This is a genomic window from Halorubrum sp. 48-1-W (genome assembly GCF_003287355.1).
In the GTDB taxonomy this organism is placed as follows: domain Archaea; phylum Halobacteriota; class Halobacteria; order Halobacteriales; family Haloferacaceae; genus Halorubrum.
Genome location: NZ_QMIM01000004.1, coordinates 52,523 through 76,437, shown reverse-complemented (window position 1 = coordinate 76,437; position 23,915 = coordinate 52,523). Strand labels below are relative to the sequence as shown.

At 67.4% G+C, this 23,915-nt stretch carries 26 protein-coding genes and 1 pseudogene; 19 read left to right on the top strand and 8 right to left on the bottom strand.

Going from position 1 to position 23,915, the window contains the following annotated elements:
* Positions 1-240: 240 nt before the first annotated feature.
* Complete coding sequence (gene dph5, locus DQW50_RS03170; protein WP_112077858.1) at positions 241-1,038, top strand: diphthine synthase; 798 nt, start codon at positions 241-243, stop codon at positions 1,036-1,038.
* A 37-nt stretch (positions 1,039-1,075) separates the two neighbouring features.
* On the opposite strand, the gene DQW50_RS03165 is transcribed toward dph5, so the two are convergent.
* A complete protein-coding gene (locus DQW50_RS03165; protein WP_112077857.1) occupies positions 1,076-2,182 on the bottom strand; it encodes a pyridoxal phosphate-dependent aminotransferase in 1,107 nt (368 codons plus the stop codon).
* A 110-nt stretch (positions 2,183-2,292) separates the two neighbouring features.
* Here DQW50_RS03165 and DQW50_RS03160 point away from each other — a divergent pair, with 110 nt between their 5' ends.
* Entirely contained in the window at positions 2,293-2,784 is a 492-nt protein-coding gene (locus DQW50_RS03160) for a metal-dependent hydrolase (protein WP_112077856.1), read from the top strand.
* Positions 2,785-2,809: 25 nt separating this feature from the next.
* Here the strand turns inward: DQW50_RS03160 and DQW50_RS03155 are convergent, their stop codons facing one another.
* On the bottom strand, positions 2,810-3,574 hold the full coding sequence (locus DQW50_RS03155) for a PHP domain-containing protein (RefSeq protein ID WP_198664589.1): 765 nt from the start codon (positions 3,572-3,574) through the stop codon (positions 2,810-2,812).
* A 132-nt stretch (positions 3,575-3,706) separates the two neighbouring features.
* Here DQW50_RS03155 and DQW50_RS03150 point away from each other — a divergent pair, with 132 nt between their 5' ends.
* The gene (locus tag DQW50_RS03150) at positions 3,707-4,003 is read left to right on the top strand and encodes a hypothetical protein (RefSeq protein ID WP_112077919.1); all 297 of its coding nucleotides are present in this window, start codon (positions 3,707-3,709) and stop codon (positions 4,001-4,003) included.
* A 135-nt stretch (positions 4,004-4,138) separates the two neighbouring features.
* Positions 4,139-5,206 (top strand): TRC40/GET3/ArsA family transport-energizing ATPase, encoded by a 1,068-nt coding sequence (locus tag DQW50_RS03145; RefSeq protein ID WP_112077855.1) that lies wholly within the window; start codon positions 4,139-4,141, stop codon positions 5,204-5,206.
* 36 nt (positions 5,207-5,242) lie between these two features.
* On the opposite strand, the gene DQW50_RS03140 is transcribed toward DQW50_RS03145, so the two are convergent.
* Entirely contained in the window at positions 5,243-5,866 is a 624-nt protein-coding gene (locus DQW50_RS03140; protein WP_112077854.1) for a hypothetical protein, read from the bottom strand.
* Complete coding sequence (locus DQW50_RS03135; protein WP_112077853.1) at positions 5,863-6,633, bottom strand: hypothetical protein; 771 nt, start codon at positions 6,631-6,633, stop codon at positions 5,863-5,865. Before DQW50_RS03135 ends, DQW50_RS03140 begins: the two co-directional genes overlap by 4 nt.
* A 125-nt stretch (positions 6,634-6,758) precedes the next feature.
* Here DQW50_RS03135 and DQW50_RS03130 point away from each other — a divergent pair, with 125 nt between their 5' ends.
* Positions 6,759-7,490, top strand: coding sequence for a DUF2103 domain-containing protein (locus DQW50_RS03130; protein ID WP_112077852.1), 732 nt, complete (start codon positions 6,759-6,761; stop codon positions 7,488-7,490).
* Positions 7,491-7,497: 7 nt separating this feature from the next.
* Here the strand turns inward: DQW50_RS03130 and DQW50_RS03125 are convergent, their stop codons facing one another.
* Positions 7,498-8,838, bottom strand: a complete 1,341-nt coding sequence (locus DQW50_RS03125; RefSeq protein WP_112077851.1) for an MBL fold metallo-hydrolase — start codon at positions 8,836-8,838, stop codon at positions 7,498-7,500.
* Positions 8,839-8,988: 150 nt separating this feature from the next.
* Here DQW50_RS03125 and DQW50_RS03120 point away from each other — a divergent pair, with 150 nt between their 5' ends.
* The 7 genes from DQW50_RS03120 (at position 8,989) to DQW50_RS03090 (ending at position 17,127) form a co-directional block, all read left to right on the top strand.
* Positions 8,989-9,756 (top strand): P-loop NTPase, encoded by a 768-nt coding sequence (locus DQW50_RS03120; protein ID WP_112077850.1) that lies wholly within the window; start codon positions 8,989-8,991, stop codon positions 9,754-9,756.
* Complete coding sequence (locus DQW50_RS03115; protein WP_112077849.1) at positions 9,753-10,406, top strand: hypothetical protein; 654 nt, start codon at positions 9,753-9,755, stop codon at positions 10,404-10,406. The genes DQW50_RS03120 and DQW50_RS03115 overlap by 4 nt, the downstream gene beginning before the upstream one ends.
* A 118-nt stretch (positions 10,407-10,524) precedes the next feature.
* Positions 10,525-11,154, top strand: a complete 630-nt coding sequence (locus DQW50_RS03110; protein WP_112077918.1) for a hypothetical protein — start codon at positions 10,525-10,527, stop codon at positions 11,152-11,154.
* A gap of 127 nt (positions 11,155-11,281) precedes the next feature.
* The gene (locus tag DQW50_RS03105) at positions 11,282-11,911 is read left to right on the top strand and encodes an IS607 family transposase (RefSeq protein WP_112077848.1); all 630 of its coding nucleotides are present in this window, start codon (positions 11,282-11,284) and stop codon (positions 11,909-11,911) included.
* Complete coding sequence (locus DQW50_RS03100) at positions 11,904-13,643, top strand: zinc ribbon domain-containing protein (RefSeq protein ID WP_198664588.1); 1,740 nt, start codon at positions 11,904-11,906, stop codon at positions 13,641-13,643. The genes DQW50_RS03105 and DQW50_RS03100 overlap by 8 nt, the downstream gene beginning before the upstream one ends.
* Before the next feature lie 333 nt (positions 13,644-13,976).
* The gene (ppsA, locus tag DQW50_RS03095) at positions 13,977-16,316 is read left to right on the top strand and encodes a phosphoenolpyruvate synthase (protein ID WP_112077847.1); all 2,340 of its coding nucleotides are present in this window, start codon (positions 13,977-13,979) and stop codon (positions 16,314-16,316) included.
* Between the two features lie 184 nt (positions 16,317-16,500).
* Positions 16,501-17,127 carry a halocyanin domain-containing protein gene (locus DQW50_RS03090; protein ID WP_112077846.1) on the top strand — a complete coding sequence of 209 codons (627 nt, stop codon included), beginning with the start codon at positions 16,501-16,503 and terminating at the stop codon, positions 17,125-17,127.
* A 74-nt stretch (positions 17,128-17,201) separates the two neighbouring features.
* Here the strand turns inward: DQW50_RS03090 and DQW50_RS03085 are convergent, their stop codons facing one another.
* Complete coding sequence (locus DQW50_RS03085; RefSeq protein WP_112077845.1) at positions 17,202-18,248, bottom strand: glycosyltransferase; 1,047 nt, start codon at positions 18,246-18,248, stop codon at positions 17,202-17,204.
* 122 nt (positions 18,249-18,370) lie between these two features.
* Between DQW50_RS03085 and DQW50_RS03080 the strand changes: the two genes are divergently transcribed.
* The 3 genes from DQW50_RS03080 to DQW50_RS03070 are packed head-to-tail and all read left to right on the top strand — an operon-like array spanning position 18,371 to position 20,834.
* The gene (locus tag DQW50_RS03080; RefSeq protein ID WP_112077844.1) at positions 18,371-20,266 is read left to right on the top strand and encodes a S9 family peptidase; all 1,896 of its coding nucleotides are present in this window, start codon (positions 18,371-18,373) and stop codon (positions 20,264-20,266) included.
* 56 nt (positions 20,267-20,322) lie between these two features.
* On the top strand, positions 20,323-20,601 hold the full coding sequence (gene srp19, locus DQW50_RS03075) for a signal recognition particle subunit SRP19 (protein ID WP_112077843.1): 279 nt from the start codon (positions 20,323-20,325) through the stop codon (positions 20,599-20,601).
* Between the two features lie 2 nt (positions 20,602-20,603).
* Positions 20,604-20,834 (top strand): H/ACA ribonucleoprotein complex subunit GAR1, encoded by a 231-nt coding sequence (locus DQW50_RS03070; protein WP_112077842.1) that lies wholly within the window; start codon positions 20,604-20,606, stop codon positions 20,832-20,834.
* 205 nt (positions 20,835-21,039) lie between these two features.
* On the opposite strand, the gene DQW50_RS03065 is transcribed toward DQW50_RS03070, so the two are convergent.
* Entirely contained in the window at positions 21,040-21,840 is an 801-nt protein-coding gene (locus tag DQW50_RS03065) for a hypothetical protein (protein WP_112077841.1), read from the bottom strand.
* A 115-nt stretch (positions 21,841-21,955) separates the two neighbouring features.
* On the opposite strand from DQW50_RS03065, the gene DQW50_RS03060 reads away from it, so the two are divergent.
* Positions 21,956-22,444, top strand: coding sequence for an ArsR family transcriptional regulator (locus DQW50_RS03060; protein ID WP_112077840.1), 489 nt, complete (start codon positions 21,956-21,958; stop codon positions 22,442-22,444).
* A 30-nt stretch (positions 22,445-22,474) separates the two neighbouring features.
* Positions 22,475-22,615: a hypothetical protein gene (locus DQW50_RS17795; RefSeq protein ID WP_157964839.1), complete on the top strand. Its 141-nt coding sequence runs from the start codon at positions 22,475-22,477 to the stop codon at positions 22,613-22,615.
* A gap of 100 nt (positions 22,616-22,715) precedes the next feature.
* Here DQW50_RS17795 and DQW50_RS03055 read toward each other — a convergent pair whose 3' ends face one another.
* Positions 22,716-23,000 (bottom strand): hypothetical protein, encoded by a 285-nt coding sequence (locus tag DQW50_RS03055; RefSeq protein ID WP_112077839.1) that lies wholly within the window; start codon positions 22,998-23,000, stop codon positions 22,716-22,718.
* Between the two features lie 143 nt (positions 23,001-23,143).
* Between DQW50_RS03055 and DQW50_RS18820 the strand changes: the two are divergent.
* Positions 23,144-23,275: pseudogene (locus DQW50_RS18820) on the top strand (IS5/IS1182 family transposase); the annotation flags it as partial.
* 71 nt (positions 23,276-23,346) lie between these two features.
* On the top strand, positions 23,347-23,832 hold the full coding sequence (locus tag DQW50_RS03050; protein ID WP_112077838.1) for a hypothetical protein: 486 nt from the start codon (positions 23,347-23,349) through the stop codon (positions 23,830-23,832).
* Positions 23,833-23,915 lie beyond the last annotated feature (83 nt).

Here is a 23,915-nt window from a genome sequence, read left to right as displayed (position 1 = left end):
GCCCGGTAAGGCCCAGTACTCCAACGTTGTGTCGGTCTCCTCTTAGGGCTTGCTATGGATTCACATGAAACGATCATGAACGATCCTCGGACCGAGCGTCCCTCGCCGGCGCGTACGGGAGTCTTCGGAACGCCAGGGTCCCGGATTCGGGACGCCAGGGTCTCCGGAATCGGGACGCCAGGGTCTCCGGAATCGCCGGCGGTCCGCGCCCTTTTAGACGGTCCCCCCCGGAACGGCCGTATGCTCACGTTCATCGGGCTCGGCCTCTACGACGAGCGTTCCATCACCGTCGAGGGCCGGGAGGCGCTGCGGACGGCCGACCGCGTCTTCGCGGAGTTCTACACCAGCCGGCTCGTCGGCGCGGACGTCGCGGACCTCGAGGCCGCTCACGGCGTCGACGTCGAGGTGCGCGACCGCGAGGGCGTCGAGCGCGACCCGGAGCCGATCCTCGAGGCGGCGGAGGCCGGCGACGCCGCCTTCCTGACCGCCGGCGACACGATGATCTCGACGACGCACACGGACCTCCGCCTGCGGGCGGAGACGCGGGGGATCGACACGCGGGTGGTCCACGGCGTCACCGCCCAGTCGGCCGCCTCGAGCCTCACCGGCCTCCAGAACTACCGGTTCGGGAAGGCCGTGACGCTCCCGTTTTCCTACGCACACGGCGGCGACGACGTGCCGGGAAGCGTGATCGAGACGATCGAGGCGAACCGCGAGCGCGGGCTCCACACCGTCGTCTACCTCGACATCAAGGTGGGGACCGGCCCGACCGGTCCCGATCCGGACCACGAGGAGTACATGACCGCCGACCACGCAGCGAGACTGCTCGCGGAGGGCTGGCGGGACGAACTCGCGGTCGTCGTCGCCCGCGCCGGCTCGCCGGACGCGGTCGTCGCCGCGGACCGCCTCTCCGCGCTCGCCGGGCGCGAGTTCGGCGACCCCCTCCACCTGCTCGTGATCCCCGGCGACCTCCACCACGTCGAGGCGGAGGCACTCGTCGGACTGGCGGACGCGCCCGAGTCGCTCCTCGAGGAGTAACGGCGGCGTTCCCACGCGGGGCGCCGGAACCGGCCGGTCACGCCCCCGAGAAGTAGTCGACGAGTCGCTCGGCCGCCTCCAGCGACCGCGGGGTGACCATGGCGAACCGGATCCAGTCGTCGCGGGCGGTCCCGAACGTGTCGCCCGGCATCCCCGCGACGCCCGCCTCGTCGATCAGCCGTTTCACGTTCTCCAGCGTCCCGGGGAACCCGTCGAACCGCGCGAGCACGTAGAAGCCGCCGTCCGGGCGCGCGTACTCCGCGCCGGCCGCGTCGAGTGCCCCCGTGAACGCGTCGATCCGGTCCGAGAGCCGCTCGCGGGCCTCCGCGTAGTACGCCGGCTCGGTCGCCTCCAACGCGTGTGCGACCGCGTACTGGGCGGGTCGCGAGCCCGCGACGTTCACGAGCATGTGCCGCGTCTTCGCCGGGCCGACGTGCTCGTCGGGGAGGATCGCGTAGCCGACGCGAAAGCCCGTGATCGCCATCGACTTGGAGAAGCCGCTCGTGACGACCACCCGGTCGGAGCCGAGCGAGAGCGCCGACTCGAAGCGCCCGGTGTGGTCGAACCGGTCGTACACCTCGTCGACGACGACGAGCGCGTCGACCTCGCCCGCGATCTCGACGACCTCGCGCACCTTCCCGATGTCGTACACCGCCCCCGTGGGGTTGTTCGGCGTGTTGAGGACGATCAGCGCGGTCCCCTCGCTCGCAGCCTCGCGGACCGCGTCGACGTCGAGCCCGCCGTCGCGCTCGGTCGGGACGAGCGTCGGCTCGCTGTCGAGCAACTCCGTCTTCCCGGGGTAGTACGGGTAGACCGGGTCCATGAGCAACGCCTCCGAACCCGCGTCGCGTTCGAGCGCCCGCGCCATCCCGAGGTAGTTCGCCTCGCCCGTCCCGTTCGTGAGAACGATCCGGTCGACGTCGACGCCCCGTCGGACGGCGATCGCCTCGCGGAGGTCCCGGATCCCCTCGCTCGGCGGGTACTGGAACTCGGCGGGCGGTAGCTCCGCGTACGCCGAGAGGGCCTCCCGCAGGGCGGTCGGCGGCTCCCAGTCGGGGTTGCCGCTCACCATGTCGATGACGTCGCGGTCGGCCTCGATGCCGTACTTCATCACGTGAAAGAACTTCGGCTCCTCGTACTCCATGTCGGTCCCTGGGGAGCGCACCCCGTGGCTCTTTCGACGCTGGCAGACGCCGAAGCGGACGACCGGTCTCGATCCGTGCCTTTTCAGTGGATGCCGCGAGAGACCGGGACATGAACAAACGCGGCCACGTGTTGAACGCGCTGCTCCTCGCCGTCGGGATCGGCTTCGTGTTGGAGCCGGGCGTCGACGTCGACACCGCCCGAAAGATCGTCCAGATCACGGTTCCGATCGTGTTGGGGGCGCTGTTCCCCGACGTCGACACGGCCTTCGGGAAACACCGGAAGACGCTCCACAGCCTCACGGTGCTCGCGATCGTCCTCGCGTACCCGTTCTTTTTCAACAATCTTCACTTCGTCTGGGTGGGCGTGGTGACCCACTACGTCCTCGACCTGGTCGGCAGCCGCCGCGGGATCGCGCTCTTTCACCCGCTCTCCGACAAGGAGTTCGCGTTACCGTTCGGCGTCACCACGAGCAGCAAGTACGCCGACCTGGTGACCGTGATCATCACCGGCCTCGAGATCGCGGCCTTCTGGGCGGTCACCACCTACGTCGTCTCCCTCGACGTGGACCTCTCGTCGGCGACCGCCGGGTTCGGGCTCTAGGGGCCCGCCGTTCCGTCGCCGCGGGCTACTCGTAGACGGCCACGTCGTCGAACCGGCCCTCGTAGGCGACGTTGGAGGGGAGCGTCGGCTCCTCGCCGGAGAGGAAGAGCCGGTCGGCCTTCACCCAGGTGTTCTCGTAGGCGAGGTGGCCGAACTCGACGAGTCCGCGGAGCCGGTGGCCGAGGCCGCCGCGGTGGACGACCGTCCGCGGACGGCCCTCACGGAACGCCTCGACGACCGCCTCGGCGTCGGGAAGCTCCCCCTCGAAGGCGGTCCACGCCTCGCCGACCGTCCCCCACAGGTGCGCGTACGAGGAGCCGAACCCGGGGATATCGAGGTCGTCCGCGATGTCCCGTGCGCGGCGGTTCTGGTGTGCGAGCAGCTTCGTGTTGTACGTCTCGATCGCGTCGATCCGGGCATCGTGGGCTGTAAGTTCCGGCCGGGTGAGCGAGATCGTCGCGAACTCGGGGTGTGGGACGAGCACCGCTGTGTCCTGGCGTTCGAACTCCGCCATCGCCCCCTCGAACGTGATGTAGTCGGGAACGGGGTCGGCGAGCCCGATCACGAGGAGGTGCCGGCGGTTTCCCCAGTCGCCGGTGAACACCTCGCGTCCGGGGATCACCGTCAACTCGTCGTCCGAGAACCGGGCCGCGCGCTCCCGGATCGTCGGCAGTCGGGTGAAGTGGGGCGCGTACACGACCGCGTCGATCCCGCGTTCCTTCGCGCGGGCGACGACGCGGTCGTCGAGGACCTTGATATGGGCGTCGACGCGCGTTCGAGGTCGGCTCACGATCCGAGGTACGCGCAGCCGCCCAAAGGCGTATCGTTCGCGGTCGACGGCGGACGGGAGGGTCGGACCCCCGACCGCCCGCAGTCGAGGCCCCAGGGAAACCGTTAATCCCCTCGGGGGGAACCGTGGGGTATGGTTCCCTGGGCGTGCGGTATCGACGGCTGTGACGCCGTCTTCGAGGACGTGGAGTCGACGATCCTCCACCAGACGCGGGAGCACCGGCGCCACGAGTGTCGGGTGTGCGGGACGATCGTTCCCGACGGCTACTTCGCGATCCGACACGCGTTCGACGAGCACACCCGCGCGGAGTACGTCCGCGCGTACGATGCCGACTCCGCGGCGGTGCGTCGGCGCGAGGAGGTGAAACGCGAGATCGAGACCGAGGCGGACCTCGGGACCGTCGTGGAACGGCTCGACGAGTCGCCGTAGCGCGCTCGTCGGCGGGTCCGTCCGCTCTTCGCGCCACCGGGTCCGTCCGCTCTTCACGCCACCGGGTCCGTCACGCTCCTCTCACCGGCGATCCGGACCGACGGGTACACAAGCCCGCCGCCGCCACGGTCGAGCATGGACGACATCGACGTCGAACCCGTCGACCGCGTCGACGACGAGGCCGACGGGCTCCCGCAGGGCGTGGACGCGCCGGAGTACGTGCTGTACGGCGGCAAGGGCGGCGTGGGGAAGACGACGATGGCGGCCGCGACCGGGCTCTCCTCGGCAGTGGGGGGCGTCCCGACGCTCGTTGTCTCGACGGACCCGGCCCACTCGCTTTCGGACACCTTCGGGGTGGACGTGCCCGCGGAGCCCGCCGTCGTCCACGAGGACGTGCCGCTTTACGCCGCCGAGATCGACCCCGACGCTGCGATGGAGGAGGGGCTCTTCGGCGCGGACGGCGACCCTCTCGGCGGGCTCGGCGGGATGGGGGAGGCGATGGACGGGATGCCGGGGGCGGGCGACGACGCCGACGCCCCCGGGTCGCTGCTCGGCGGGCCGATGCCCGGCGCGGACGAGGCAGCGGCGATGCGCCAGCTGTTGGAGTACCTCGACGATCCCAGGTTCGACCGGGTCGTCGTCGACACCGCGCCCACCGGTCACACCCTCCGACTGCTCCAGCTCCCCGAGATCATGGACTCGATGATCGGCCGGGTGATGACGCTCCGCCAGCGGTTCTCCGGGATGATGGACGGGCTGAAGGGGATGTTCGGCGGGGAGGAGGACCCGGATCCGGACGCCGACCTCGAGGAACTGCGGGCCCGGATCGAACGGCTCCGGGACGTGTTACGCGACCCGGACCGGACCGACTTCCGCGTCGTCATCATCCCCGAGGAGATGAGCGTGGTCGAATCGGAGCGGCTCGTCGCCCGGCTCGACGAGTTCGGGATCCCGGTGAACACGCTCGTGGTCAACCGCGTGATGGAGCGGGTGAGCGACGTGGCGGACGTCGACCCCGAGTGGATCGTCGAGCCCGACCCCGAGGGCTGTGAGTTCTGTGCGCGACGCTGGGAGGTCCAGCAGGCGGCGCTGCGACAGGCGACGGACCTCTTCCGCGGACGCGACGTGAAACGGGTGCCGCTCTTGGCGAAGGAGGTCCGCGGCGAGGCCGCGTTGCGCGTCGTCGCGGCGTGTCTCGACTGACCGACGGCGACACCCTCGGGGTCTCACGCTCCGGGACTAACTGCCCGAACCCTCGCGGATCCGCTCTACGACGCCGGTGAGGTGTGCCTGACCGAACGTCGCCACGAGGAGCGCGCCGACGGAGTTGTACGTCAGGTCGAGGACGGTGTCGTCGAGGCCGTGTTGGGCGAGCGGCATGCTGACCCCGGTCGCGCCGGCGATCACGTCGAGGCCGAACTCGAACAGCTCCCAGACGACCCCGAACGCGAGGACCATGAGGAGGATGAAGACGAACGCGAAGCGGTCGGGGATCCGGATGTCGTCGTTGTGGAGGTCGACCGCGCGCATCGTCGTGTACCCGACGCCGGCGACGAGCGAAGCCGAAAGCGAGTGCGTGAGGTGATCCCACCACGAGATCTGCGTGTAGAACCAGGCCGACCCGATGGCGTGGAAGAAGACGGCGCTCGTGATCCACAGCGCCAGCCAGGGGTCGAGCGGGACCTCGTAGTTGCGTTCGAGCGCCGCCGGCACGAACGTGATGAGCAGCGCGATCCCGCCGTTCGAGATCGCCTTCGGCGCGCCGGAGACGACGCCGTAGACGACGATGACAGCGAGGACCGCCTGCATCACCCGGGAGAGCTGTTTCTGGTGCCGGACCGACGGCCGGGGAAGCAGCGTCATCGACGCACCACCTGTCCGATCATCCGGCGGAGCTGAACCCCCCGCCGCCGGAAGTACGCGTCGAAGAGGATACCGGCGGCGAACCCGGCCAGCGTCACGTAGATCCACTCGACCATCAGCGCCTCGTTGGTCGTCAGGTACGACGTGCCGTAGCGCCGGTCGAGGTTCCACCGGAGGATCGACCAGACCGCGGCGGTGCCCAGCGTCGTCATCACGACGAGGACGACCGCGAACCAGTTGGTTACCCGAAGCGAGGTGAACATGTGGAGGTCGACCGTGATCACGAGCGCGAGCGCCGCGATCGCGAGGTAGACCGCGAAGACGCCGAGGTCGCCTCCGAAGAGCGCCCGGACCAACACGGGCAACAGCGCGAGCGCGAGCAGTTCCCACGGGAGCATGGCCCGCGGGTCGCGCGCCGCGACGGCGGGGGCGACGACGACCGCGACGACGGCCGCGGTGAGCGCCATCGAGAGGAGGTCGAACTCGAGTAGGCTCCCGAGGAACGTCGCCGCGAGCACCGCGACCATCGACCACGCGATCAGCGCGTTCGTCCGCCCGCTCCGGAAGAGCCGAACCGCCCACCCCCCGTCGACCGCCTCCTCGGCGAGCGAGTCGGTGGGGCTGTGCGATCCCGCCGCCCGTTCGACTCCCGCATCGTCCGGCCCGACGTCGGCCTCGCCAGGTCCGGCGCCCGTTCCTCCCGACCCGACGTCGTTCTCGTCCGGCCCCGCCTTCGCCCCATCGGGGTCGGATCGGTCGGTGTCCATACGTCCACTGTGGGCGGCATCGACTAATATGGGTTGCTCCGGCGAGCCGATCCCGTGGGACGGTCCCGACCGAGACGGGAACCCGAACGGACGGCCTTTTATCCGCCACGCGCCTCCCTGTCGGTATGAACTGTCGGCGGTGTGGGACCCCACTGGAGAAGCCCGGGGACTACTGTCTGACCTGTAACACCGCCAACAGCGACGCGGTCGTCGTCGAGTTCACCGACGCGCGCGCGGAGCTGACGATGCTCGAGGAGGACGACGTCGTTGGGCGGACGACAGTCACGACCCGCCCCGAGGACGACGAGGAGCTGAGCCACGTCCAACTGCGCAACTTCGCCGGCCGCGTCGCCGACGAGGTCCGCCGGAAACGCCCCGAGACGGTGTACGCCGCCGGCGCTCGCGAACCCCTCCGGGAGACGCGCTCACAGCTCCACCACGAGTTCTATCGCGTGCCGGACGCCGACGGCGACGTGGTCGAGTGGGTGCTCGACCGCCGGGGCGACCGCGCGCTGGAGGTGGTCGAGACGCCGCCGCGCGAGAAGGTCGGCGGGTCCCACTCCACGCTCATCGGCGACCGGAAGGGCCGGCGGGCGGTCCGGACGGTGGCCGAACACCCGCACGTGAAGAAGGTCGTTCCCGGCCCGATCGACGCCGGCGGCACCGGCTCGCGGACGGGACTGCGCGCGAAGGCGACGCGCGCGGGCACGAACGGCAACGTTCGGCTCCTCCTCCGCGACGGATCCAGCGTTCAGGAGAACCGGATCGTCACGACCGCGATGGACCGCGAGACCGGCGAGCGCGTGCGCGAGGACCTCAACGAGGCGTTGCGGGAGGCCGAACTCCAGGACGGCTAGTACCGAGTCAGTCGTCGGCTTCGGGCTCCGGCACGGGCTCGGCCGCACAGCGGTTCGGACCGAGTTCGAGGTCGGTCGCAGCGACCTCGTCGTCCGGCGACTCGACCCCGCGGTTGACCGCGATCACCGACTCGTAGTTCGGCGGCTTCTCCGGGAGCGTCGCCGTGATCTCCTCGACGAACGGCTCCCGGTCCCGCCCGAGTAGGTCGATCCCGGTCCGGACGGCGCCGACCGTCGTCGCCACCGGCTCGCCCGGAACCACGTCCCCGGTGGTCCCGTCGTTCGCGACCGAGAAGTGGCCGGGGAGCACGACGACGTCGTCCGGCTCCGCGAGGAGGGTGCCGTGGAGCGAGTCGTAGAGCCGCTCCGCGCCGCGTCTGGCGCCGGCCGTTGTCGATCCGTTCGCCCGTTCACCGTCCGCCGTCCCGTCGTTCCCGTCCCCGCCGTCTCCCTTCTCGCCGTCTCCCTTCTCGCCGTCCTCGCCCGCCGCGAACTGGAGCTCCGTGCGCCCGACGCTGTCGGTAAAGAGGGTGTCGCCGGTGAGGACGGCCGAGCGCCCGACGAGGTAGCTCGCCATGTCGTCGGTGTGGCCGGGCGTCGCGAGCGCCTTCAGGTCGATCCCGCCGACGTCGAGGGTTTCGTTGCGTTCGATCGGCTCGAACTCGTAGGCCACGTCCCGCGCTTCGGCCGCGGCCGGGAGGACGTAGGGGACGCCCAACTCGTCGGCGAGCGCGCGGCCGCCCGAGAGGTGGTCGGCGTGGACGTGGGTGTCGAGCACGGCCGTGATCGACGCGTCGTGTTCGTCGGCCGCAGCGAGCCACTCCTCGCCGTGTCGCGAGACGTCGACGGCGACCGCGACCCTGGAGCCGTCGGAATCGGCGATGGCGTCGCCGCTGTCGTCGCCGCCCGCTCGCCCGCCCACGACGAGGTACCCCAGACACCCCTTCGCGCGGCGCTGGATCTGGACGACGTCGAGGGGGTCGTCGCCGGCGTCGGGCAGGGGGACCGCTGTGTGGTCGTAGACCGCCGACCAGCCGCGCATGCCGTCGTCAATGGCGTACACGTCCCCCCAGCCGTCAGCCGCGAGGTCGTCGGCGAGCACGTGCGAGGACTTGCCCTTCGCACAGACGGTGACCACGGTCGACTCGGGGCCGAGCCCGGTCGCCGCCTCGAACTCGTCGGGATCGAACCGGTGGAAGGGCTTGTAGACGTAGTTCATCGAGCCGGGGATCCGCCAGCCCTCGTAGCTCTCCGCGGGCCGGGTGTCGACGACGGTGAACGAGCGCTCCCCCCGTCGCGCCGCGTCGAGCATGTCGCGGAACTCCTCGGCGGTGATCGTTTCGACCATGGCGGAGTATCGATCCGAACGCGCAAAAGCGCTGTTCTCGGGAGCGGCGGGACGCGGACCCGGGGTCGCGCCGTCGTCGACACCGCGAACTACCCGCACCGTCCACCCCCGGATGGACAGTTTTTAGCGGACCGACACGGTGGTAGAGGCATGGTCGAGGCGTTCGCGGTCGCCAGCGGCAAGGGCGGCACCGGCAAGACGACGAGCACGCTCGCGCTCGGGATGGCGCTCGCCGAGGAGTACGACGTGACCGTCGTCGACGCCGACACCGGGATGGCGAACCTGCTGTTTCACACCGGGCTCGACGACGCGGCGGTCACCCTCCACGACCTGCTCATCGAGGGGACCGCGACCGACGTCTCGGAGGCGACCTACGAGCGGTTCGGGCTCTCGGTCGTCCCCTGTGGCACCTCGCTCGCGGGGTTCGAGGCGGCCGACCCCGCGCGGCTCCGCGCGGTCGTCGCCGAGCTCGCGCACGACACGGACGTCCTCCTCCTGGACTCGCCGGCCGCGCTGGGCTCGAAGTCGGCGGTGTTGCCGATCGTGTTGGCCGACCGGGTCGTGATCGTCGTCGAACCGACGATCCCCGCGCTCTCGGACGGGCTGAAGGTCCAGGAGTACGCCCGCTCGTACGGCACGGAGACGGCCGGCGTGCTGCTCAACAAGGTCCGGGAGCCCGCCGCTGAGATCGCCGAGCAGGCGGGGCGGCACTTCGGCGGGCCGGTGCTCGCGGAGGTGCCCGAAAGCGACGTGGTCCGGGCGGCCCGGCGCGCGGGAAAACCGCTCTTGGCGCACGCGCCCGACAGCGAGCCGGCGGAGCGGTACCGCGAGGCGGCCGCCCGGCTCGAAGTGCGAGACGGCGACGAGCGGGCGGTGGCGGCGCGGTTCAAGAGCGCGGTCGTCCCCGACACCCCATGAGCGGGTCGACGGACGGGCCGGTCCTCGAGATCCCGCGCGGGGACCTCCTCCGCTCGCGGGTCGTCTCCGACGTCGGGACCACCCTGTCGGCCGCGCTCGACCGGGAGCTGACCGGATACGCGACGATCGTCCCCCAGGAGACGCTGTTGCTCGCGGGCGACGCCCGCGGCGTCCTCACCTTCGAGGGGGGCGTGCCGGTCCTCGCATACAACACCGTGACCGACAGCGGCGGCCCGGACGCCCTCGCCGAGCTGGCGGTTCCCGGCCCGTACCGGGTCGAACTGCACGCAGTCGGGGCCGAGGCGCTCCGGGCCGCCCACGAAGAGGAGGCGCTCCGGGTTCCGCCCGCGGCGGCGGCGACGGAACTCGCCGACGACCCCGACCTCGCCGAGCGGACCCGCGAGGCCGCGCCGGCCGACCGCCTGGCCGACGAGGAGAGCGAGGAGGCGGACGCGGTCTCGGCGTTCCTCGCGGACGACGACCGGATCGCGGCGATCAGAGAGCAGGCGCGCGCGGAGGCGAGGGAGCGGGCGACCGAGTGGGGACTGGACGACGCGCTCGCGGACGCGGGGACCGGGTCGACCGCCGACGCCGACTCGAACGCCGACGACGCCGGTTCGCCCGATGCCGACCGGCCGGAGCGGTTTTGAGGCTACCGGACCTACGGCCGCCATCACCGTCCTCGGCCTCCTCCGACTGACCGCGCCCCGGGACTTCGCCGACTGGTACGCCGCGAGCCGCGCCTACACGCGCCACGTCGCCGAGGGGATGGGATTTCCCGGCGCGACCGACGTCGACGGCGACCGCGTCGCGGGGACGCTGGCGACAGACCCGGCCGGCCTCTCGCCGGCGACAGCGCGCTCGGTGGCGACGACGCTGCTCGCGGACGGCGCCTTCTCCGAACCCTACTGCGAGTGGATGCCACTGTGGTACGAACTGGGCCTTCTCGCGCCGGTCAGGTACGGCGAGTGGCGGCTCCGGCGGGTGGCCCGCGAGGTGGCCGCCGCCGCGGGCGTGACCGCGACCGCCCCGCGGTTCTCCCGCCCGCGGGACGTCCTCGTCGACGGGCGTCCCGCGCTCGACGGCGTCTCCGGGTTCCGCGAGCGGTTCCTCGTGGCGGCCGCTCTCCTCCATTTGGAGTGGTTCGTCCACGCCGCGCGCGCCGACGGGATCGCGGTCCCGGGCGACCTCGTCGAACGAGCGCGCGAGGAGTCGCTCTCGTACTACGCCGGCGACCGCGATCGCCTCTCTCCGGAGATCCGGCGGTTCCAGGAACTGCTCTTCGCCGACGACGCCTGGGTCGCCCGCGTGGATTCGGCCTACGGCCTCGACAGCCGGCTGTTCGGCCTCTGGGAGCGGCTCCTCCGGGACGAACGACGGCGGCTCGCGGAGCCGTGACGCCACCCGTCGAGGCGTGACGGGCTCCCCCGTCGGGGCGTGACGGGCTCCCCCGTCGCGTTCGAGGGTTGCGTAACTGTTACAAAAATCAGAATTGTTAAGTAGTGAACAGCAGTAAATAGCAGTAATGACAAAGGTGTACTCCGTCGGAGAGTTCGCAGACGAACTTGGAGTCCACCGTGAAACCGTCAAAAAGTGGTGTCGTGAAGACCAAATCCAGTATTCTCGAACCCCCGGTGGACACCGACGGATTCCACACACTGAACTTCAACGACTCACAGGAAAATCGCCGCGGAGAAGCGATAAAGTCGCCATTTACGGGCGCGTTTCAGGCCACGCTCAGAAACAAGATGGCGACCTCGACCGACAACTCGAATCGCTCACTGAGTACGCACACAACCACGGTTGGAGTATTGAAAACAAATACACCGACGTAGGGAGCGGTCTCAACGAGAACCGTCGTGGACTGAACAAACTCTTAGACGATGCTGAGAACGCCGACTACGGGCGCGTCCTCGTCACCTACCAAGACCGCCTAACCCGATTCGGATTCTCCTACCTCGAACGCCTCCTCGACCAGTACGACGTCGAAATCACGGTCATCAACGAAGAAACTGACAAGACTGCACACGATGAACTCGTTGACGACCTCCTACAACTCGTTGCCAGTTTCGCAGGCAAACTGTACGGGATGCGCTCCTCAAAACGCAAGCGGATAGTCGAAACCGTGGAAGCGGAGGTGGAAATCAATGAGTAGTCACCTCGCACTCCCGATCCGACTCCCGTTCGAAGAGAAAGAGCGCCACGCTCGATTAGACACACTCACGAAGAGCGTAGCAAATACGCTTATCGAGCGATACTGGACGCCCGAACACCTCACCGGGGTTGCCGATTACTCGTATCAAGCGTGGAAATACTTCGACGAGGGCGAAGCGTTCGCTGACGTTGATCTGTACCTCCCGTCACGGTACAAACGCTGTGTGATGCAGACAGTCGGAGAGACACTTCGCAGTCACGCCGACAAACGCGAAGCCTTCCAGTCAATCCAAGGTGTCCTCCCTGACCACAAAATTCGCCGCATCCATACCCGGCGAATCAAAGAACAGCTGTGGAACGCAGAGGAATACATCAAATCTGGGTACGTTGACCTGCTCATCGGACAACTCAATTCCTACTACGACAAACACGGTCGATTCCCTGAGTCGTACTTTGAGATGCAGGACTGTCCATCGTACTCGAAAGGCATTCTTCCGTACTCCGCAGACGACGGCCCGACGAGCGGGCAGGCAGTCAAATACGAGTACGACGAAGACACGCAGACACTCACGGTCAAACTCAAAACGCCCGATACGCCCAAACCTGAGACCCGTGGTGGTTGGACGTGGACAGAACACGAACTGGAAGGTTACGAAGCGTTCCATGAACTCCTCGAACACGGCAGTCTCTCCGCACCCTCCTTCCACCCGACACAGACGAAAACTGGAGACAACTACTACGAACTCTCGTTCCCCATCGAAGTTGAACACCAAGAAAAACCAGACGACGTGGAAACTATCTTAGCGATTGATGGTGGGCTCCGAAAAGACGCTACCGCCGTTGTTGTGAACAAGAATGGAGAACAACTCTCTGTCCCGTACTTCATCCAGAATACAGAGCGCGAACGGATGAAACGGCTTGATCGGGAACGCAATCAACTCAACTCCAAGTTAGCATATCTACGCCGAGAAAGGCGTGACCACACAGACTCGTTCAAGCACGTTCAGGCAGAGTACGTGCGAGTCAACAACAAGATTCGGCACAAGCGCGAACAACTCGTTCACGATGTAGCCAACCAAGTCCTCGCACTCGCGTTGGTGTATGACGCGGATGCGATTGTTCACGAAGACTTGCGGAGTCTATCACCGCCTCGTGGTGAAGGTCAACTCTCGTGGGAATTGTCGTCTTGGGCACGCCGAGAGATTATATCGAAAATCGAGTATCGAGCGGACATCGCCGGACTACACGTGGAGAAAGTGCATCCGGGTAACACGTCTCGGTCGTGTCCACGATGCGGTTCCACGGGCCACACCACGAAGTCTCCCGACCACGCATTCGAGGTTTGGTGGGGCGGTCACTTCCGGTGTGACAACACCCGCTGTGGCTTCCAAGCCGATCGGGACTACGTTGGTGCAGTCAACGTGGCTCGCGTGTTCTTCAGCAGTTCGGCCTCGCTGGAACACGGTTTCACGTCCTCCTACACGGGGGAGTTTGAAATCGTGCCAGCTAGCCGTTCCGCTGGCCCGCGTCTCGTGTTCGGTGACGCTCCTGTAGCGTATCTCGGACAGTCTAACGAAAAGAGGGTGATTGCTGGTGGCGGGTCGTGCTTCATAGCGCCTGCTGTCACCCCGACAGAGACGAAAAACAATAGCAGTAAAGATTCAGTGTCAAGACCAGCGACACACAGCACCTCTCAATTCACGAGAGCGACTGCTGTTTACTGCCGAAAATAGGAACGGTGCCACGGGCGTCGCTGTTACAACCACTGTAACACGTGATCGAGTCCGATATTCGATCAGGAAGTAAGTATAGGTCGGACGGAGGCGTGAAGCGACGTACGGACCGTTCGTCGGTTCGTCACACCCGCGACGTGTTCGGCCCTCTTTCACGTTCGAGCCGCCGGCGAAGCACGCTGCCGGACGACAGGGTTCGCCGATACGTGCCGGTCGCTCCCGAGCCCCGGCGCCCGAGTCGACGCCGACAACTCGGTGTCGAGTAATCTTTTATTCGTCGGATTTCGGTCCGGAAGATTCATACGGCGGGTCGTGGATCCACCGCATATACGAATGGCAGTACTCTGGCTGGACGACGTCGACGCCGACGACATCGGGACCGTCGGCGGCAAGGGGGCTTCGCTGGGTGAACTCATCGGCGCGGGGCTGCCGGTCCCGCCGGGATTCGTCGTCACGGCGAGGACCTACCGCGAGTTCATCGAGGAAGCGGAGATCGACGAGGAGCTGTTCTCCGCCGTCGACGTGGACCCCGAGGACTCGGCGGCGCTCCGGGAGGCGGAGGCGACCGCCCGCGAGCTGATCACGGAGACCCCGTTCCCCGAGACGGTCCGCGAGGGCATCCTCGAGAGCTACCGCGAGATGGGCGAGGACGGCGAGGAGGCGTTCGTCGCCGTGCGTTCCTCGGCGACCGCCGAGGACCTCCCGGACTCGTCGTTCGCCGGCCAACAGGAGACGTTCCTCAACGTCCGCGAGGCCGACCTCCTCCGGCGCGTGAGGGAGTGCTGGGCGTCGCTTTTCACCCAGCGGGCGATCTACTACCGCCAACAGCGCGGGTTCCCCCACGAGGACGTCGACATCGCGGTCGTCGTCCAGCGGATGGTCGACGCCGACAAGTCGGGCGTGCTGTTCACGAGCCACCCCTCGACCGGCGATCCACAGATGACGATCGAGGCTGCATGGGGGCTCGGCGAGGCGGTCGTCTCGGGGACCGTCTCCCCGGACAACTACGTGTACGACCGCGGCCGCGGGACCGTCGAGAAGGTCACGGTCGCCGACAAGAAAGTCGAGATGGTGAAAGACCCCGAGTCGGGCGAGACGGTCCAACTCGAGGTCGGGGAGGACCGGCGGAACGAGCGCGTCCTCTCGGACGCGGAGATAGCGGAACTGGTCGGGCTCGGCAAGCTCGTCGAGGACCACTACGGCACCCCCCAGGACGTCGAGTGGGCGATCTACGACGGGGACGTGTACATGCTCCAGTCGCGGCCGATCACCACGATCCGCGAGGAGGCGGGTGACGACGCTGGCGCGAGCAGTCTCGCGGATCCGACCGGCGGAGCCGCGGCCGACGGGAACGGCGGCGCGGGTGGCGGGACGGGAGACGGCGAGGAGGCGGCTGACGTCCTCGTCGACGGGCTGGGCGCGAGCCCCGGCATCGTGTCGGGAACCGTCCGGATCGTGACGAAGCTCGACCACCTCGATCAGGTCAAGGAGGGCGACGTGCTCGTGACCGAGATGACGATGCCGGACATGGTGCCCGCGATGAAACGCGCCGCGGGGATCGTGACCGACGAGGGGGGGATGACGAGCCACGCGGCGATCATCTCGCGGGAACTCGGCGTCCCGGCGGTCGTCGGCACGGGCAACGGGACTCGCGTGCTGGAGGAGGGCACGGACGTCACGATCGACGGCGACAAGGGGACCGTGCGCGCCGGCGCCGACGAACGCGCCGAACCCGGCGAGGAGTTCGAGCCGGTGGAGGCCGCACGGCCGGAAACCCCCGTCAAGCCGATGACCGCGACGGAGGTGAAGGTGAACGTCTCGATCCCGGAGGCTGGGGAACGGGCGGCCGCGACCGGCGCGGACGGCGTCGGGTTGCTCCGGATCGAACACATGGTGTTGTCGCTCGGGAAGACGCCGGAGAAGTACATCGCCGACCACGGCGAGCGGGCGTATCAGGACGAGCTCATCGAGGGCGTCCGTCGGGTCGCCGACGAGTTCTACCCGCGGCCGGTTCGGGTCCGGACGATCGACGCGCCCACGGACGAGTTCCGCGAGCTGGAGGGTGGCGACGGCGAGCCGAACGAGCACAACCCGATGTTGGGCTGGCGGGGCGTCCGTCGGAGCCTCGACAAGCCCGAGCCGTTCCGCCAGGAGCTCGCCGCGTTCGCGCGGCTCATCGACATGGGATACGACAACCTCGAAGTGATGTTCCCCCTGGTCAACGACGCCGCCGACCTCGAGGGCGTGAAACGCCACATGCGCGAGTCCGGGATCGACCCCGAGACGCACCGCTGGGGCGTGATGATCGAGACGCCGGCGAGCGCGCTCCAGATCGACGAGCTCGCCGCGGCGGGGATCGACTTCGCCTCCTTCGGGACCAACGACCTCACACAGTACACGCTCGCGGTCGACCGCAACAACGAACACGTCGCCGACCGCTTCGACGAGCTCCACCCCGCCGTGTTACGGCTCATCGGCGACACGATCGAACGGTGTCGGGAGCTCGACGTGGACACCAGCATCTGCGGACAGGCCGGCTCGAAGTCCGAAATGGTCGATTTCCTCGTCGAGGAGGGCGTCTCCTCCATCTCGGCGAACATCGACGCGGTCCGCGACGTCCAACACGAGGTGAAGCGGGTCGAACAGCGGTTGCTGCTCGATTCGGTCAGATAACGATCGGAGCTGTAGTCGTTCGATCGGGCGGTCTTCTCGGGGCGTACCGAGATCCCCGAACGACCGTCTCGCTCGTGTCGGGGGACGAATCGCCCCACGCGGAACGCCGGACCGCGGTTCGCTCGAAGTGGATCGCCGGGTTCGGATCAACATATTCACTACGGGTCGCTACGAACCGGGACGTATGAGCTCGGACGACGTCTCGCGGCGCGCGTTCATGCGGACGGCCGGCGGTGCGGCGGCCGCCGGCGGCGCGGCGACGGCGACGGCGGGGACGGCGGCTGCACAGGAAGAAGAGCCCGACTGGCCGAGCGCCACGGAGGGGAACGTAGGATCGTACGAGGACGCCCGGGGTGAAAGCGAGGTGACGGTCTCCGTCGGTGCGGGCGACCAGGGCCTCGCGTTCGATCCGACCCTGCTCTGGGTGGACCCGGGAACGGTGATCACCTTCGAGTGGACCGGCAACGGCGGCGCACACAACGTCCAGACCGTCGAGGGGGAGGCCGACCTCGACAGCGGCGACCCCGTCGACGAGGAAGGTGCGACCTACGAGTACGAGGTGACCGAGGACGACGCCGGGATCACCCACTACCACTGTGTTCCGCACACCGACGTCGGCATGCACGCAGGCCTCGCCGTCGGCGAGGACGTCCCGACGGTGGACACCGGCGGCGGGGGGAGCGACGCGGTGTTCGTCCCCGAGGGCGCGCGCGCGCTCACTATCGCCACGTTCATCGCCATGGTGAGCACGCTCGGGCTCGCGTTCGTCTTCATGAAGTACGGCGGAACGATCGCGACCGACGAGGCCTGAACCGCGCCGCCGGACGCTCCCTTCTCGTTTCGCCGGACCACGTTCACCGCCCCCGTTCCGCGAGTTGCGAGCCCTCAGGTCGCGCCGAGTTCACGATAGACGTCGACGTATCGGTCGAGGGTCGCCTCACGGCCGTACGTCTCGAAGGCAGGATCGCTCGTTCGCCGCTCGAGGCCGCCGACGGCGGTGATCGCGTCGGCCAGCTCCGCGGGGCTCGTGACGAGCCGTCCACGGTCGCGACCCTCGACGAGTTCGTGGGCGCTCGAGTCGGCCTGGTACTCGACGAGCCCGACACAGCCGCACGCCAACGCCCACAACAGCTCCGTCGCGAACGTCTCCCAGCTCGCGGTCTGTGCGAAGACGTGGGTCCCTTTGAACACCGAGACCCGCTCGTCGAGCGGGAGGTCCCCGAGGAACGTGACCCGGTCGTCGATCCGGAGGTCCTCGGCCGTCGATTCGGCCCGAGCACGCTCGGGGCCGTCGCCGACCACGGCCGCGTCCCAGTCGCGTCCGCGACGCTCTGCCAGCGCCAACAGGAACGTCTCGACGTTGGCGTGCCGGTCGAGCCGTCGGGAGTAGACCGCGTCGAAACGGTCGTCCGGCTCCGCCTCGACGACGAGGTCGAGATCGACGCTCCCGGGGAGCACTCGAACCGCCGAGCCGTCCGCACCGTGTTCGCGGACCCGCGTCTTCGTCGTGCGCGAAGGCGTCGAGACCGCGTCGGCGTCGCGCGCGAGGAGGCGGTAGGCCCGCTGTGAGTCCGCCGGGTGGTCGCGCCACCAGTCGACGAGGACGGGTGGACCGCCGAGCCGTCCGGCGAGCGTCGCCGCCACCGCGGGCGTCGGCGGACTGTTGACCGCGTGGACGACGTCCGGGCCGATCCGACGGACCGCCGCCGGCACTCGCGCTGTGAACGCCGTCGGCGACGGGTCGACGACGAGGGAGCGGTACGTGACGCCGTCGGCCTCGAAGACGTCGGCGTCGCCACCCCACCAGCGGGCACACAGCCACGTCACGTCGTGGCCGCGGTCTGCGAGCCCCACGGCGACCCGGTGCGTCCGGGAACGCGCCGGCGTGTCGCCGTGTTCGGGGGTGAAAACCGAGACGAACGCGACGCGCATACGGCGACCGGACGACGGGGCCGAACAAAAAGACCCGCGATCCGTCGGGACCGAGCGTCGTGACCGGCCGAAAGGCGCGGTTCCACCCGAAACGGTTTCTCCCCGGCGACGGAACGGGACGTATGTACCGATACGACGTCGAACGCTACCTCAACGTTCGAGGGGCGGGAGGCGCGGACCTAGGTCCCGACGGCCGGCTCTCGTTGCTGCTCGACACCACCGGCACCTCGCAGGTGTGGTCGGTGGACGCCCCGCTCTCGTGGCCCGAACAGCACACGTTCTTCGAGGAGCGCGTCACCTTCGTCGACACCTCACCTGAGCGCTCGGAGGCCGTCTTCGGCATGGACGAGGGCGGAAACGAGCGCGCACAGCTGTACCGGCTCGACTTCGAGTCGGGGGCGATCACGGACCTCACGGCACACCCCACCGCGAAACACCGCTGGGGCGGCTGGGCGGGAGACGGCGAGCGCTTCGCGTTCGCGTCGAACCGCCGCGATCAGTCGGTCTTCGATATCTACGTCCAGGACCGTGACGGCGTCGGCGCCGACACGGAACTCGTCCACGAGGGCGACGGCTGGCTCTCCGTGGCCGGCTGGTCGCCAGACGACGACCGACTGATCGTCCACGAGGCGCACTCCTCGTACGATCACGACCTGTACACCCTCGACGTCGGGTCGGGCGAGTTGACACACCACACGCCCCACGAGGGGGACGTCCGGTACGGGAGCCCCGAGTGGGGCCCCGACGGCGAGGCGATCTATCTCGTCACGGACCGCGAGACCGACACGCTGCGGCTCGAGCGGCTCGACCTCGAGACCGGTGGGTTCGACGTCGTCGTCGACGGGAACGAGGTCGACGAGGAGGGCGGCAAACTCGACGGCGACGGTGGCAAACTCGACGACGAGGAGCCGACAGCGGACGACGAACCCGTCGAGGACGGCTGGAACGTGGACGGGGTCGCGATCCACGAGGAATCGAGGCGAATCGTCTACTCGCGGAACGTCGACGGCTACACCGAGATCACCGTCGGCGAACTGGTCGCGCCCGATCGGATCGACGAGTTCCCCGCGCCCGACCTGCCGAGGGGCGTCGCCGGCGGCGTGAGCTTCGGCCCCGACGGCGACCGGTTCGCGATCACCGCCACGGGGAGTACCGACAACGCGAACGTCCACGTCGTCGAGACGACCACCGGCGAGACCGAACGCTGGACGAACGCCTCCACGGCCGGGATCCCCCGGAACACGTTCGTCGAGCCCGAACTCGTCCACTACCCCACCTTCGACGGCCGGGACATCCCCGCGTTCTTCTCGGTGCCGGAGACGGACGCGCCCGAGTCGGGCTACCCGGTCGTCGTCGACATCCACGGCGGGCCGGAGTCACAGCGCCGGCCCTCCTTCGGCGCGGTCAAACAGTACCTGTTGAACGGCGGCTACGCCGTCTTCGAGCCGAACGTCCGCGGCTCCTCGGGGTACGGGAAGGCGTACGCCGCGCTCGACGACGTCGAAAGGCGGATGGACTCGGTCGCGGACCTGCGGGCGGGCGTCGAGTGGCTCCACGACCACCCGGAGGTCGACCCCGGCCGTATCGTCGCGATGGGAGGCTCCTACGGCGGGTTCATGGTGCTCGCGGCGCTGACGGAGTACCCGGAGCTGTGGGCCGCCGGCGTCGACGTCGTCGGCATCGCCAACTTCGTCACCTTCCTCGAGAACACCGGCGACTGGCGGCGCGAGCTACGCGAGGCCGAGTACGGCTCGCTCGCCGAGGACCGCGAGTTCCTCGAGTCCATCTCGCCGATCAACAACGTCGAGGCGATCGAGTCGCCGCTCTTCGTCCTCCACGGCGCGAACGACCCGCGGGTGCCCGTGAGCGAGGCCGAGCGGATCGTCGAGGCGGCCCGCGAGCGGGACGTCCCGGTCCGGAAGCTGATCTTCGACGACGAGGGTCACGGCTTCTCGAAGCTGGAGAACCGGATCGAGGCGTACCGCGCGATAGTCGAGTTCCTGGAAGAACACGTCTAGGGGGATCGACGGCCGTGGTCCGAAACGACCTTACCCCGCGGGCCCGCCTCACCGGTATGGTCGAGAACGTCGTGTATCCCGCGTACTTCGACGCCGACCGCTCGCGGTCGGAGGGTCGCCGCGTCCCGACGGACCTCGCCGTCGAGGACCCGACCGTCGACGAGATCGCGAAGGCGGTCCAGCAGGTCGGCTACGACGCGGTGATCGAACGGGAGAAGACGTACTCCAGAGAGTACGAACCCCGCGGCGCGGTGGTGGTGCGCAGTACCGACGACACCGCCAAGAACGACCTCGTGCAGGCGATCGCCGCCTACATCGGGATCTTACGCGAGTGACGATGCGCCGCGTCGGCACCGTCGTCAGGACGGCGCAAGGGCTCGCCATCGCCCGCGCCGATCCGGGCGAGGAGCCGCCGGAGATCGGTGCCGGCGTCGTCGACGAGTCCCTCTCCCGGGTCGGCCGCGTCGTCGACGTGTTCGGCCCGGTCTCACACCCGTACGTCGCCGTCAGCCCCGACGACGGGGTCTCGCTCGCTGTGCTCGTCGGGGGGCCACTGTACGCGCGGTGAGCCGTGGTCGTTTGCGGGTGGGAGAGAACTCTCAGGCGGAATCTCCATTTCCGGATATACGGGTGAGTTATCCACCAGAATGCGTGTACATACCGACCGTCAGCGATCCTACCAGCTTCCGCAGAGATCGATGTCCGGTACAAGTCGATTCGGAAACTACTGTAAACGCCGGGATCCGCTCCGCATAGATAGATACATAGATAGTTCACCGGTCTCCACTCTCTTCCCACTCCGGACGTGGTGTCGGCGACGGGAGTTCGTCAATCACAGTTCGAAGTTCGTCCTCCGTCGTCCACGGGAAGCACCGTTCGTGGAGTTCGAACTTACGGAACTTGTTGAGATGGACCCAACTGTACGTTGCCGGCTCTTTGTCCTCGTCTGTCCGGTCGTCGATCACATCCCAAACCTCCCGTTCGTCGACGTCGAGACCGCTTTCTTGGGCGCGATCAACGAGCGACTCGACCTTTGCTTGGACCGCATCCTCCGCCAAATCGTCTGCGAACGCTATCTCGAGAGCGGCCTGAATGACGTGCTGTGTCGAGTCGAGGTTCGCGTCAGTCACCCACGCGTAATCACGCGGGAACACGTACGACTTGTCGAAATACGGCGGGTCATCGATCTCGCCCAGCTCCGGTGCTTCACCACCACTCTCCTTCTCGAAGACGCCGACGATGTAGTCGCTGTATGTCGCGAGTAGCGAAAACATGATATCGGACGTATTGAGCCGGTCTGTCGGGAGTTCGAGGAGATCACCCATAATGAACGGATAGGCACCGAGCTGCTTCGTGAGTTCGTTCTGGACGGCGCGAAGCCGGCGGATATAGGGGTCGCGATAGCTCCCGAGGACGAAATACGATGTCCGCTGACTCCAGAGATACGGTAATTCACGCCGGGTGAACCGCCAGATTTCTCGTTTTTCTACAGGCTCAAGTTCGATTCCCCCGACGGCCTCGTGAACAACGGTCATGATCTCCCCAGCGTCCGGCGGAGGGCTCGGATCGGTCATTAGCTACCGATCCAAACCACAACAGCTTATGGCTTCTGAATAATTTTGGTTTTTTCTAATTTAACCAACTTGGTTAACCCTAACCGTTATAGCGCTCTATCTCGTACCAGCACGTATGAGCGAAACCGGCACTGGCGCGGCCGATGCGGGGCCGTTCGCGGAACAGCAACGGCTGTTCAAGTTGCTGTCCCAGGATACGCGCCATCTCATCATCCAGGAGTTGCTGGGCCACCCCGCCCATCTGATGTCGCTCGCCGAACTCGAGTATATGACGGGAAAGAGTCAGGCGGCCATCAAAGACCAGTTGGAGACGCTGATCGACGCCGGGTTCCTGGCGCGCTACACGTACGAACCAAGTGAGGGAAAGCGTGATCTCCCCTCTCAATTCTACGGGTTCACGGAGCGGGGCGTCGAGGTCCTCCACGACTACAAGTATCTCCGTGGCCTCCCGGTCGCACGCGCCCTCTACGAAAACACGCGGAAGACCGAGAAAATCGAACGCCACGAATCGGCGCCCCGTCCGGAGCTTCCGGCCGCTGTCGCGGACGCACTCGCGTTCGACGAACCCGATCTCGACGCCGTGGATGGTGGTACAACCAAATAGTTCGTCGTCGAACAGCATCGTTCTCGACGCATGCGTATCGAGCGAATCCCGTTCGGGTGTGTGAACGCTTCTATGACGCTCTCGGTCGCTGGCTTGGGACCCAAGACGGTGGACATCGAACACGTCGTGGACCCCCGGCGGGTCACCGAGGCCGAGGCCGGGGAGGCGTGAGGTTCGGGACTGTGCGGTAGGGGCGCGTGGGCATTGGAAGCGTTCACCGCGCCGGCAACGCCGACTCGCCGAGCGGCTGGGACGTTGGCGGGAGTCCCGATCACGCCGACCCTTCTTCGACGATCTCGAAGTCGTCGATCGTCTTCGTCGAGCGGACGAGCCGCTCGCACACGACGAGCTTCTCCGTGCGGTCCAGCCGGTCCCACGCCAACTCCGCCGGCGGCGACTCCTCGAACGCCCGGAACCGCTCGAACACGCGTTCGTTGAGGAACCGCTCGAAGGAACCGCAGTTCGGGCAGGTCACCGAGAGGTGGGAGGTGTCGAACTCCCGCGTCACGACGTGATCGAGACAGGTCAGACAGCGGTACCGACGGGTTCGACTCATACGTGAACGAAGGCGTCGAACGCGCTAATACCTGCGGTTGCCGGAGAGAACGTTCGGGTCGCGGTCGCCGAGGATCGCAGTCGCCGGATTCGACGAGAAGTCGAACCGAAGGCTCCGTTGAGACCCGTGGTGAGTTACGGATACAGCACATCGTTCTCCCGCGTCTCAACGGTCGGACGGACACGGCGTATCGAACGCTCCTCGACGAACTCATCCGAATGTCTCGCAGTCGGAGCGCTATCGATCTCACCGAACCGCCCGCACCGTCAACACTGTCCGATCGGTCAGTACAGCGACTGTATTAGGCAACAAAACGCTTATTACAATTATCCTATACTTCGACCGTGTGCGAAGAAGAACCCTCCTCTCGTTGGCCGGCGCCTCCAGTCTGAGCGGGTTGGCTGGTTGCTCGTTCGCCTCGTCGTCTTCCTCCTCGCCGCCGATCCCCGATATTGAAGCAACCGAGATCACGGCTCGAGACCGCACCTGTAGCGACTCTCAGGAAGGAACCGCTACCGTTGAGTCGGAAGGCGACGACACGCTCTTGATAACCGGGCGGATCGCGGTTCCGCGAATCCGGGACGCGTTGTATATCGACGCAACGAACGGCGGTGAGTACCAAGACCTCGACGAGACGGCGATAGAAGCCCGCATCGATTTCGGCCCGTCCGACCCGCGCGCAGCTACGGACGTTCCCGAGTGTGCCGGCCGGATCGACTACCGCGCCGAACTAGCTGTGAGCGAGCTACCAACTGAGGTGGTCGTTCGGCATACGGTCGAGGACGAAGACGGCTTTCGACTAGGAACGATAGCCGAACAACCGATCGATTAGCACGTCGCGGAGAGTAGATTCCAGGAACACGAGGGTTCCAACGGAGCCGGACCGAAGGGAAGCCGTCGGGGTCGAAACGCCCC